Annotated in this window: 13 protein-coding genes; 7 read left to right on the top strand and 6 right to left on the bottom strand. The window is 66.5% G+C overall.

Features of this window, described 5'->3' with window-relative positions:
• The first annotated feature begins 293 nt into the window (after positions 1-293).
• The 3 genes from ACIA6T_RS30765 to ACIA6T_RS30775 all read left to right on the top strand — a co-directional run bounded on the left by ACIA6T_RS30765 (position 294) and on the right by ACIA6T_RS30775 (position 2,534).
• Positions 294-686 (top strand): hypothetical protein, encoded by a 393-nt coding sequence (locus ACIA6T_RS30765; RefSeq protein ID WP_399449791.1) that lies wholly within the window; start codon positions 294-296, stop codon positions 684-686.
• A gap of 191 nt (positions 687-877) precedes the next feature.
• Positions 878-1,117, top strand: a complete 240-nt coding sequence (locus ACIA6T_RS30770) for a hypothetical protein (RefSeq protein WP_399449792.1) — start codon at positions 878-880, stop codon at positions 1,115-1,117.
• Positions 1,118-1,676: 559 nt separating this feature from the next.
• Entirely contained in the window at positions 1,677-2,534 is an 858-nt protein-coding gene (locus ACIA6T_RS30775) for a DUF6551 family protein (protein WP_399449793.1), read from the top strand.
• Between the two features lie 96 nt (positions 2,535-2,630).
• On the opposite strand, the gene ACIA6T_RS30780 is transcribed toward ACIA6T_RS30775, so the two are convergent.
• On the bottom strand, positions 2,631-3,251 hold the full coding sequence (locus tag ACIA6T_RS30780; protein ID WP_399449794.1) for an ATP-binding protein: 621 nt from the start codon (positions 3,249-3,251) through the stop codon (positions 2,631-2,633).
• 216 nt (positions 3,252-3,467) lie between these two features.
• Between ACIA6T_RS30780 and ACIA6T_RS30785 the strand changes: the two genes are divergently transcribed.
• Complete coding sequence (locus tag ACIA6T_RS30785) at positions 3,468-4,313, top strand: helix-turn-helix domain-containing protein (protein WP_399449795.1); 846 nt, start codon at positions 3,468-3,470, stop codon at positions 4,311-4,313.
• A complete protein-coding gene (locus ACIA6T_RS30790) occupies positions 4,314-4,532 on the top strand; it encodes a DUF397 domain-containing protein (RefSeq protein ID WP_399449797.1) in 219 nt (72 codons plus the stop codon). It abuts the gene before it with no gap.
• A gap of 14 nt (positions 4,533-4,546) precedes the next feature.
• Here ACIA6T_RS30790 and ACIA6T_RS30795 read toward each other — a convergent pair whose 3' ends face one another.
• Positions 4,547-5,029 carry a hypothetical protein gene (locus tag ACIA6T_RS30795; protein ID WP_399449798.1) on the bottom strand — a complete coding sequence of 161 codons (483 nt, stop codon included), beginning with the start codon at positions 5,027-5,029 and terminating at the stop codon, positions 4,547-4,549.
• Between the two features lie 251 nt (positions 5,030-5,280).
• Between ACIA6T_RS30795 and ACIA6T_RS30800 the strand changes: the two genes are divergently transcribed.
• The gene (locus tag ACIA6T_RS30800) at positions 5,281-5,577 is read left to right on the top strand and encodes a DUF6247 family protein (RefSeq protein ID WP_383456300.1); all 297 of its coding nucleotides are present in this window, start codon (positions 5,281-5,283) and stop codon (positions 5,575-5,577) included.
• 512 nt (positions 5,578-6,089) lie between these two features.
• Positions 6,090-6,470: a hypothetical protein gene (locus ACIA6T_RS30805; protein WP_399449799.1), complete on the top strand. Its 381-nt coding sequence runs from the start codon at positions 6,090-6,092 to the stop codon at positions 6,468-6,470.
• 399 nt (positions 6,471-6,869) lie between these two features.
• On the opposite strand, the gene ACIA6T_RS30810 is transcribed toward ACIA6T_RS30805, so the two are convergent.
• From ACIA6T_RS30810 to ACIA6T_RS30825, 4 genes are all read right to left on the bottom strand, one after another.
• Complete coding sequence (locus tag ACIA6T_RS30810; protein WP_399449800.1) at positions 6,870-7,478, bottom strand: hypothetical protein; 609 nt, start codon at positions 7,476-7,478, stop codon at positions 6,870-6,872.
• Between the two features lie 875 nt (positions 7,479-8,353).
• Positions 8,354-8,497 carry a hypothetical protein gene (locus tag ACIA6T_RS30815; RefSeq protein ID WP_399449801.1) on the bottom strand — a complete coding sequence of 48 codons (144 nt, stop codon included), beginning with the start codon at positions 8,495-8,497 and terminating at the stop codon, positions 8,354-8,356.
• A 98-nt stretch (positions 8,498-8,595) separates the two neighbouring features.
• Positions 8,596-8,973: a hypothetical protein gene (locus ACIA6T_RS30820; RefSeq protein ID WP_399449802.1), complete on the bottom strand. Its 378-nt coding sequence runs from the start codon at positions 8,971-8,973 to the stop codon at positions 8,596-8,598.
• Positions 8,974-9,241: 268 nt separating this feature from the next.
• On the bottom strand, positions 9,242-9,805 hold the full coding sequence (locus ACIA6T_RS30825; RefSeq protein ID WP_399449803.1) for a L,D-transpeptidase family protein: 564 nt from the start codon (positions 9,803-9,805) through the stop codon (positions 9,242-9,244).
• Between the last annotated feature and the right edge of the window lie 159 nt (positions 9,806-9,964).

The raw sequence follows: 9,964 nt of genomic DNA on the forward strand, positions 1-9,964 counted from the left end.
GGCTGCCCGGTGCCGTGGTCCTCGTAGTAGAGCTCGATGTCGGTGGAGTTCTCCTGACCGACGGTGATGAACGGCATGGTGATTGCTGCCTTCCGTGTTCCGGTGGTGTCGAGCACTGCGGAAAACATAGCTCGTAATTTGATTGCGCACAACTAAATTGTACGCAACTCAAACGGGCGGCGAAGTTCCGTCGCCGGGCGAGGTCGGCACGCCCAGTACGCCCACGACGGGGAACCGCCGCGCGACCGCGTCCGTCTCCGTGAAGACCTGAAGTCGGCTCCGAGGGAGGCCACATGGACCAGCCATGGCTCGCGATCACGCTCGTCATGGCCGCCGGCGCGCTGGCCCTGGGCATCGCCATCCTGCTCGACGCCCTACGCCGGCGCCGCGAGGGCCCGACGACCCGTCCTCCCCAGGTCCGCTACCAGGCCCCACCCGTGAACAACCTCGACGCCCCACCCACCCAGACCTACCGCCGCACCCCCCTCAACCACGAGTCCCACCCCCTCCACGCCGGCATCCCGGTCGTCCTCCGGTACGACCTCAGGGACCCGCGCAGGGTCGTGGTCGTCCACACCAAGGACGGACGGCCGGGGAAGGTGTCGTACTCAGCGACCGCCAACATGACCTGGGGGATCTTCTTCGTGCTCTTCGGGCTGGCCATGGGGGTGGGGGCGTTCCTGTGAGACGCCACGACGAACACTCGGAGGTGTGGCATGGCTCTGAAGCCAGTGGTTCCTCCCCTGCCCCGGGGCGAGTTGAAGTTGATACCGACAGAGGCAGTAATCCGTTGAGCTGTGAACGGACACGACAGTCCCGGATAGACAGTGCGCACTTGGCAGTTGAAGGCTCCCTAGGCACCTGGCAGGGTGTGCGCATGGCCTTGATCAAGGAGTTCCAGCAGGTTCCCTCTGACGCCCAGAAGATCCACGGACCGGTCACATGCGGTTACCGGACATTTACCATTGAGGGGCGTCGCGTCCTTCAGCTAGACACCTACGGATCCGCCGACCGTGAAATCCCTAACAAGATCAGTCAAAGTGTCCAGCTCGACGCCGAGGGTGCTCGCACACTAATCGAAATCATCACCGAGGCCTTCCCAGACATCATTCACTGACCTCTTCTTGATATGTTCATGCCCCAGGCTAAAATCCGGCACTTCACCTTCCGAGGCAATGCCGCGTCAGCCCTTGAGCGTGCAACCAACCACGCCCGATACTCGCCCAGAAAAGACGAGCGCCCCGATTACCAGATGGAAAGTTTCACTTCCTGCGACGTGGCGAGGCCCCCTCACCACACTCAGCGGCGAGATTGCCCGGTGCGCACGCCGCAGCGCCTCCAGCGCTCGCCCCATGGGATCGGCCCGCTCCTGGCGAAAGCGGTGAACTCCGCCTTAACAGGCGGTCCATTCCTATGCGAGTAGTACATGGATCGTAGCAACAAGGATGACTCACATCCCATCTCGGCATGGATCTAGACAATACATCTAATTTTGACGCGCCTTGATGCTGCCGAACCTCCAACTCGAAGACGTTTGTCTCAGTTTGCTAACTCGACCTCCGAGCGGCCCAGTTGTTCCGATAGTGTGATCAACGCCCAGTCGCCGTCTCCCGCATTCGGGAGCTGACATGTGTCGCCGTCACCCCCACTGGGGTGCTGACACAAGAGGAGATGCTTTGCCCAGCAAGAACTATAGCTACGACATTCCGGACCACTCGATCGAGTACATCAAGGTGGATCCGAGGACCATCAAGTTCGACCCCCGTGCGCAGCGCAACCTCAACAAGGCCCGTGCGCAGGCCATCGCCGAGAAGCTGGTTCCGACCGCCCTCGGAACGCCGATCCTCTCGCAGCGTGAGGACGGTCTGTACGCGGTGGACGGCATGCACCGCGTTTACGCCTGCCAGCTCATCCTGGCCGGGAAGGTCTTGGTCTCGGAGGAAGTCCGCGAGGCTGTCCAGACCATCACCTGTGAGGTCCACTCCGGCCTCTCGATGGCTAACGAGGCGTCACTGTTCATCATCAAGAACAAGGAGTCCTCGAAGGTCGGCCCGAACGACGAGTTCAGGATCGGTGTGCTGGCTGGGCATCCACTCTTCCAGGACACCAACACCGTCCTGGAGAAGCACCAGCTCAAGGTTGGCAGCAGCAGCGTCAACGGGGTGCGCGGCATCAAGGGGATCCTCAGCATCGTCATGGAGCATGGTCCCGAGATCCTGGACCTGTCGCTCACCATCGCCGAGGACGCTTGGGGCCGAACCCCCGACACCTGGCACTCCGTCACTATCGGAGGTATCGCCACAGTGATGTCCAAGCACTCTGATGTGGTGAACCCCCAGGAGTTGGCGCAGAAGCTCAAGCGCCAGGGTGATCCCACGTCCTTCAGAGCCAAGATCCAGACCACCGCCACCAACAACAACACACGTCACGATGGCACCAAGGGCCGTCTCAAGGCCGCTCACTTGGCGGTTGCCTCCGCCTGGAACGCTCATCGTCGCGTCAACCGTATCCCCGTCCCGAACATCTTCGAGTAGTCCCGAAACCCGCAGCGCCCCGCGCCTTACCGCAACGCGGGGCACTGCACCCTCTTTTGTTAAGCGTTGCCCCGTAGATGATCTACGGGGCAACGCTTAAGCCGCCTCGGCCTCGTAGTGCATCTGAGCCCGATCCAACACGTCGTCCGGGTCCAGGCCCCGCGTGGACGTCCAGTGCAGGAGGTCGGCGATCAGCTCGACCGCTGTCTCTTCCAGGACCGTTTCGCACCGCCCGCGCAGGACGGATCCGCCGCGTTCCCGGTAGCTCTCCAGTGCGTCGATGGCCCGTTCCATGCGCAGGCACACGGCGTCCGAGCCCAGTTCGATCTCGCACCACACCGCCTTGCCCAGCGCCGTGACGGCGGTGCCCCAGTCCACGGCCATGGCGGCGAGCATGTGCAGGCCGCGGCCACACTCCGCCTCGCAGTCGGCGGTGCGCAGTGAGGGCAGCGAGCTGCTCTTGTCGTGCATCTCGACGCGCAGACGCTCGCGCTTCCACTCCAGGATCAGGGTCGCCGGCGAGCCCTCACCCACGTGCTTGATGACGTTCGTCGCCAGCTCCGTCACGACGAGCTGCGTCGCGTCACCAGCGGTCGGCACGCCCCACTGGCCAAGCTGCGTGGCGGCGGCCCGCCGCAGCAGGCGCACTTCCGCCGGCAGTGCCTCAAAAGGCAGGACACAACGGCGCTGACGGTTCTCGATGTCGGTACCGGGCATAAGCGGTTCTCCCTCCCGTGCCACGCGCATGCTGCGCCTGCCGTGTCCGAACGGCTGCATTGCGTAGCTGTCCGTCACCGAGAATGGCACAGAGAACTCTCGCTGTGTAACTTCTCACGAGCCTCGATCGAGTGAATCGCATGGTGGGTCGGCTGCCGCGCTACCTAGCCTGTTCACACCCCGAGCGCCTGCCCGGGTGAGCGCTTGAGGAGTTACATGTCCGTACGAACCACCACACGCCGTCGCCAACTCGGAGTGATGTTGCGCAAGTTGCGCGCCCGCAAAGGGATGACCCTGGAGGAGGCCGGCGGTCTGGTCGGCGTATCGAAGGCAACGGTCAGCCGGTACGAGACGCAGGCGGGACCGGTGAAGTGGATCGTCGTGGACGCGCTGTGCCGTGAGTACGGAGCCACTGATGCCGAGCGGGAAGCCGTGGTGCGCCTGGCAAAGGACGCCAGGCAGCAGGGGTGGTGGAGCTCGTTCGCCGACTCCATCCCGGAGAGCATGAACCTCTTGCTCACCCTTGAGGACGAGGCCGTACGCGAGGACCACTTCTCCTGCGTCTACGTCCCCGGCCTTCTCCAGACCCGCGCCTACAGCACCGCTCTGCAGAAGGCCAACGAGATCCCTTTGGAGCCGGCCGAGATCGAGCGGTTGGTGGACATCCGCATGAAGCGCCAGGAGATCCTCACCCGGTCGAAGCCGTTCCGTCTGTGGGCCATCCTCGACGAGTCCGTGATCCGCCGGGTGGTGGGCTCGCCAGAGATCATGAAGGAGCAACTCGGGCGGCTTCTCGAAGTCAACGAGTCACCGCACATCACCCTGCAAGTGCTGCCGTTCTCGAACGGAGCCCATGGTGCCGCTCTTGGCAGCTTCGTGATCATCGGTGGCACGGAGTCAGCCCTTGACGTGGTCTATGTGGACTTCCACACCGGCTCCCTCTTCCTGGAGAAGGACGAGGAACTGGAGCGATACAGACTTGCGTTCGAGTACCTCCGCGCACAAGCGTTGGACATGGAGGCTTCCTCCGCCTTGATCCATCGCGCACGCAAGGAGCTGTAGATGCCCGCCCGTTCTCCCGCCCCTCATGAGCTGGCCTGGTTCAAGTCGTCTTACAGCGGCGCGAACACAACCGAGTGCGTGGAGTGCGCCTATGTCTCGTACGGCGTACTCATACGCGACTCCAAGGACGCGGACGGTTCTGTCGTCTCCGTCGAAGCCGGTCCATGGCGTTTCTTCGTGGCGGGGTTGAGACGTGAGCAACCGGTCGTGTCCGCCTGACGCTCCCGAGCCGCCTACTCCACCATGCGCTCCGCATCCCCCGGAACCCAGGGAAACGGCACATCGGGCCACCGTACGGAGGCCCACTCGTCGACGTCGACCGCGAGTACGGCCTCGATGAAGACCTGCGGCGGGCGGTAGCCGTGGGCGGTGATGTAGTGCGTGATGAGGAACGGGGCGGCGTAGGCGGTGCCGGGGGCGCCCGGGATGCGTAGCTCCCCGTTGCCCTCCGGGGCCGGCTCGTCCCCCGCCGGGCACAGGTCGCACTCGTGCACGCCCAGGCAGACGTTCATCCACTGGACCCGCTGGACGGCCTTCAGCTTCTCCACGAACGCCTTGGGGACCGGCCCCGTCGCGTACGGCTTGCCCGCCTCCAGCCAGCCGACGTTCAGGCGGGTGTACGCGGGGCGGTACCAGAGTCCGTAGAAGCCCGACTCCAGGTCCGTGAAGGTGTCGTCGTCCAGGTAGTCGTACGCGCTGAGGTCCTCGTAGAACACCCGCACATCATCGCCCGCGCCACTCGGCGGTACGCGAAAAGGCGGGTGCGCTGCTCGCCGGGTCACGAGCACCCGGGCCCGCCTCCCGGGGACCCGGCTCCGGACTCGTCGGGACGGCCACGACGGCCAGCCGCCTCCTTGAAGCCGTCCCCCGGTGGGAATCCCACCCTCAGTTCCGAGCGATGGCTGCGCAGGATGCGGACATGTAGGACACTCTTCGTAGGACGGGGGAGATCAAGGAGCGAGAGATCGTGAGCGCAGAGCACGTAGAAACACCCATCCCTGCGCCGTTGCCGTTGAGGACCATCGGCGACATCCGGGCCGCTCTGCGGTCCGGGCACGGCTTCCCCGGCGACCAGGAGACCTTCGAAGCGGATCTCCAGCGTGCGCTGGAGGCCTCCTCGGAAACCGACCTCAATGCGGTCGCCGCGGTGATCGTCGACTACCGGGGGCGGATTCGCCTCTACCAGGACCCCGACTTCGACATCGCCATACAGGAGGGCCTCGACCTGGCGGCACAGCTGAAGCAGGAGGACCCACACGCGTGAGCGGTGTGACTGCGGCCGTCACCGTACGGGCCGCCCAGCGTGCGAAGGAGCTGGGAGCCGAGCAGGACCTGGAGGCTCTGTGGCAGGAGCTCGAGCAGGCTCCGCGACTCGGTGTGCGGCTCGGGCCTCCCCGTCACGACGGTACAGAGGTGCGCAAGACGAGAATCGAGCCCCGAGGCGGCGTGCCGGGGTTGGCCGTGGCGTATGTGTACACGCCTTCTCCGCCTCCCCCGACCGTGGCGATCGTCGCTGTGACGCCGGATGACGGAGCCCGCGAAGCGTAGTGGCGGCCTCGTCACACCGCCCCGGCGTCCACTCGGTACACGATCTTCCCGTCGAACTCGGTGAAGCCCGGCGTCCGGTAGAAGGCCCGCGCGTGGGGATTGTCCCGGTCCGTCATCCAACGGTGACACGGATGCTGTTGGCGAATCCCGTCGCTGTTCGGTGATGGGAGCGTTTTTCCCGACGTGACGCCGCTCATGCGGTGTTTTGCTTGGAGAAACGCTCCCATCATGGCGCTGGGGCGGGTGCCTGGCGGCCGTCCGACGGATTCGCCAACCACATCCGGTGACACGGTCCGGGCCCCGGGCTCGGCCGTCACCGACCTGCAGCGTCACACCTCCACCAGCCGGACGGGGCGCCTGCTCCTGGCCCTCGCCTCCCGCACACTGATGGGCTCCCCCGACGGCGCGGCCTGGCCGTCCCTGTATGCCGCGACCCACCCCGAGGTCGTCGACGGGGCCTACCTCGGCCCGGCCGGACGCGACCAGACCTCCGGCACGCCCAAGCCGGTCCGGCTGCCCGCCGGGGCCGACGACCCCGAGCTGGGGGCCTGGCTGTGGCGCGAGAGCGAGCGGCTGACCGGCGTCGCCTTCCCGGTCCCGCAGACCTGACCGTGCCCGGAAAGCAAGAAGGCCCATGACCGGCTCCGCCGCATTCGTCGCCGTCATGATCGACAGGTGACTCCGCCGTTGGTGCGTCAGTTCCGCCTCGGGGCCCGAAGTCGGAACCGTTGCCGCTGTCCGATGACGAGCGGGTGGTGTCGGGACGGTGGACGTGGCGGCCGTCGTCGGCCCGGGCGCCGGCCCTGCGCACGTGGATCGCGCTGACGTGCGCGGGCCCGGAGGTGCCGCCGATCGTCGCGGTCGCCCGCGAGTCGCGGGTGACCGCAGACACGGTCCGTAAGTGGCGGCGCCGGTTCCCGACGGCCCCCTGGGCCGCTCAGGGGTCGACCGGGTCCGGCGCATGCGCTCTCGGCGTTCTCCCAGGCCGAGACGAGAGGTGGCGCCGCCTCAGATGGTCGGGGTGTCGTCGACAACCGGCTTGTGGACCTCGACGACCGGCTTCCACCCCGTGGAGAACTCGATGAAGTCCGCACGGGTGGGGTAGGTGTCGATCGCGCGACGGTCACGCTTGGGGCTGTCGCCCCCCTTGCGTCCCCGGGGAACCTGCTCCTCGAAGATGTCGACCTTCACGTCGGGAACCTCCTTGAGGCCCTGGCGCCAGATCTGCACGATGTCGGCGCCGAACGCCTGCCGGGCCGCGGCGTAAAGGGCCGTGAGGGACCCCTTGTCCCCACCGGGGACGAAAAGCGCCAGGTCCAGCACGACACCGGCGGACTGGAGGACCTCGATGGTCGCCGGGCCGTTCTCGTCGGCCACGTAGATTCCGGCTTCGTTCTCGTCGTCGGGAAGGCAGGAAACCTCTTCCTGGAACACGGTCCTCGCCGTGATCGAGCCGCCCTCGAAATCCTCACCGGACTTGGTCAGAAAAGCAGGGACATAGCAGTCGGGAAGTTTGAGTTCTTCCGTGTCGGCGGAAACGAAGATCCTGTCCTTCACGCCGAGCTTCGTCACCTCTTCCAGCGAGAGGCGGCGAGCGGCGATCTTCTCCGTGTTCACGATTTCCCTTTCAGGTTGCACTGTCCCTCCGAGTAAGGACGCTACCACGAAACCCTGAAGTCAACTGCCCAGTAATCTTTGGGTACTTGGCCTTCGATGACCTGCACGGGAGGATATTGAAGCGAGTGCCACTCGGTGGGGAACACCCATCTGCCGGGTAGTATCCCTCGCCATGGCGTTGGTGATCAACTGGCGATTGCATTTCGGTGCGTTGGGTAGCACGGAGTAACTAAAAGAGAGTTTGCGGCAGATATCGCCCATATCCCCTTCGGGGAGGTGGCGGCGAGGCAGGGCGATCCATTCGTTGCCCATGGGGGCGAAGGGCGCCCGGGCCGCCTCCAGGAGATCCGGACCCGGGCTCGTCGGGACCGAGCACCCCTTCGTCCGCCGGCAGCGGCAGGAGCGTTCCGCGGGGTCCGGAAAGCGGCGAAGCGCATGGGGCTTCGCCGTCGTCGGGGCCGGCGTCGGCTCCTGGCTCGTCAGCGGTCACCGAGAACTCAAGAGGTTCCGGAAGGTGCCCGCTTGGATCCCATGGCGGTCTCGAACGCCTTGAGCACTGCCGCTTTCAATGTCTCGGCGTTCACGTCCTCCACACGACACGGGAAGGCCACCCCGGGGGTGTGTTCGTGGTTCCGGACGACGGCATCCAGGAAGACGGGGAGCCCGAGTCGCCGCCCGAGCCGGAGAAGCGCCCGGGATATCGAAGGGCAGGGAACGAACGCGGCGCGCAGATGATCCCGCGACCGTCGCCGACCACGCCGCCCACCTCGGCGATTTCCTTTTCAATTGTCGACGGTTCCATGGGGCGTTGGGCGCGCGGTCACATGACGGAATGGGAACCGCACGCAGTGTGGGCACAGATGCCTCTTTGGTTCTCAGGCGATCGGAACCGCGGGTTGAATCGCCGAAGAGAGCCGCCTCGGAGGGGAACCGGAGATCTTGAGGATCGCGTCCGCGTCCGCGTCGGCGGAGGTCAGGTCCTCGACGGAGTGACGCTCGTCGTGGTCGAGGCCGCGCACTATCGGGTCCTCCGCCTCCCGATCCGCCCTTCGCCCGCCCTGCCCCGTTTCGCGGTGGGGGCAGGGCGCGCCGGGACCGCGTCGGCCCTCCGGGGCGGTCACCAGCAGGGGCTGCCGTCGTCCTCACGCCAGGCGATGTCCGTGACGTACATGGGCATCGTGAAGTAGCTGCCGTGGTTGCTGGAGACGCATGCGGTCCTGGGCCCCTGCTCCTCCTGTCCGACGACGACGTACGTCATCGTGACGTCCTGGGACGTCCTGTTGTAGAAGATGTGGCCGAGAGCGCTGCCCGACCATTCGTCGTCGGTCACCAGCGACGGCGGCATGTCCGTGTCGCCGTACCAGAACTCGGGCCAGACGCAGAACGTACCCGTCTGGCAGTTCCCGGTAGACCACGCCGACGCGCTGGGCGCGGATGCCATGACACCGAGGAAAGCCGCGGGTATCGCCGCGAGGGCGAGGGACTTCAGACGCATGAAGGACTCCGATCTCAGGACGTCACCCGCATGCTCACAGCGAATATGTTGAAACGTCAAGTATCACTTTCGGCCTCCCCTGGCCGGTTCGAAACCGGTTCGAAGTCGGCTCGAAGTCGGCTCGAAGTCGGCTCGAAGTCGGCTCGAAGTCGGCTCGAAGTCGGCTCGACGCCGGTTCGACGCCGGTTCGACGCGGTTCCGACGACCGGTACAAGCACCGAGGTCCGCCTCGGTCCATCGAGCCCGCCTGCCACGAGTACGGCCCGGTTCAGGGCACCACCCGCAGACGGGTCGGCCAGCCGATGCGGTCGAGGAGGCGGAACAGTTCCTCGATGTCCGTCGGGTTCAGCTTCACGCAGCCGTTGGACTCGTAGTCACCCGGGCCGTCCCAGCGTCGGGCCTCGGAGGTGCCCTCGCCGCCGTCGCGGTCCGTCTCGGAGTGGAGGAACAGCTCCGTGCGCGTCACCGTGCCCCGGGAGCACGCCATGTCCTGGAGGCGGACGGCGTACCCCTTGATGAGGGCGCCGTCGTAGGTGCGGGTCCTGGACCGGATCCGCCAGTTCCCGTCCGGGATCCACCCCTTGGCGCGGGCGCAGTCGTCCTGGACGCCGAGGCCCGATCCGGCCCGGTAGGCGGCCCGGAGTCTCCCGCCCCGGTGGACCGAGAGCGTCGAGTCGGTGGGGTCGTCGGGGTTCTTGTCGAAGACCAGGGTGGTCGCAGGAGCCTCTGCTCCGGCGGGATCGCCTGTGAGGGCGGCCGGGGTGAGGGCCAGGGCCGTCATCACCGCCCATGCCGTCAGGAGGCCGCGCGGGGAACTCCTCTTCGCGTTCACGTACCTTCCTCGTTCCTCGTCCCCTCGGGGCCTCCGCCGCCGGCCGTGTCGGCACGGGGGGGGGGGGGGGGGGGGGGGGGGGGGGGGCGGGGGGGGGGGGGGGGGGGGCGGGGGGGGGGGGGGGGGGGGGGGGGGCGGGGGGGGGGGGGGGGGGGGGCG

The sequence above is a fragment of the Streptomyces sp. NPDC051740 genome, from assembly GCF_044453165.1.
Lineage (GTDB): Bacteria > Actinomycetota > Actinomycetes > Streptomycetales > Streptomycetaceae > Streptomyces > Streptomyces atrovirens.

Coding starts and splice junctions, on each gene's coding strand:
- ACIA6T_RS30805 (WP_399449799.1), top strand. CDS start 6,090: ATGGCGCTGGGGCGGGTGCCTGGCGGCCGTCCGACGGATTCGCCAACC.
- ACIA6T_RS30790 (WP_399449797.1), top strand. CDS start 4,314: ATGCCCGCCCGTTCTCCCGCCCCTCATGAGCTGGCCTGGTTCAAGTCG.
- ACIA6T_RS30820 (WP_399449802.1), bottom strand. CDS start 8,973: ATGCGTCTGAAGTCCCTCGCCCTCGCGGCGATACCCGCGGCTTTCCTC.
- ACIA6T_RS30765 (WP_399449791.1), top strand. CDS start 294: ATGGACCAGCCATGGCTCGCGATCACGCTCGTCATGGCCGCCGGCGCG.
- ACIA6T_RS30785 (WP_399449795.1), top strand. CDS start 3,468: ATGTCCGTACGAACCACCACACGCCGTCGCCAACTCGGAGTGATGTTG.
- ACIA6T_RS30770 (WP_399449792.1), top strand. CDS start 878: ATGGCCTTGATCAAGGAGTTCCAGCAGGTTCCCTCTGACGCCCAGAAG.
- ACIA6T_RS30780 (WP_399449794.1), bottom strand. CDS start 3,251: ATGCCCGGTACCGACATCGAGAACCGTCAGCGCCGTTGTGTCCTGCCT.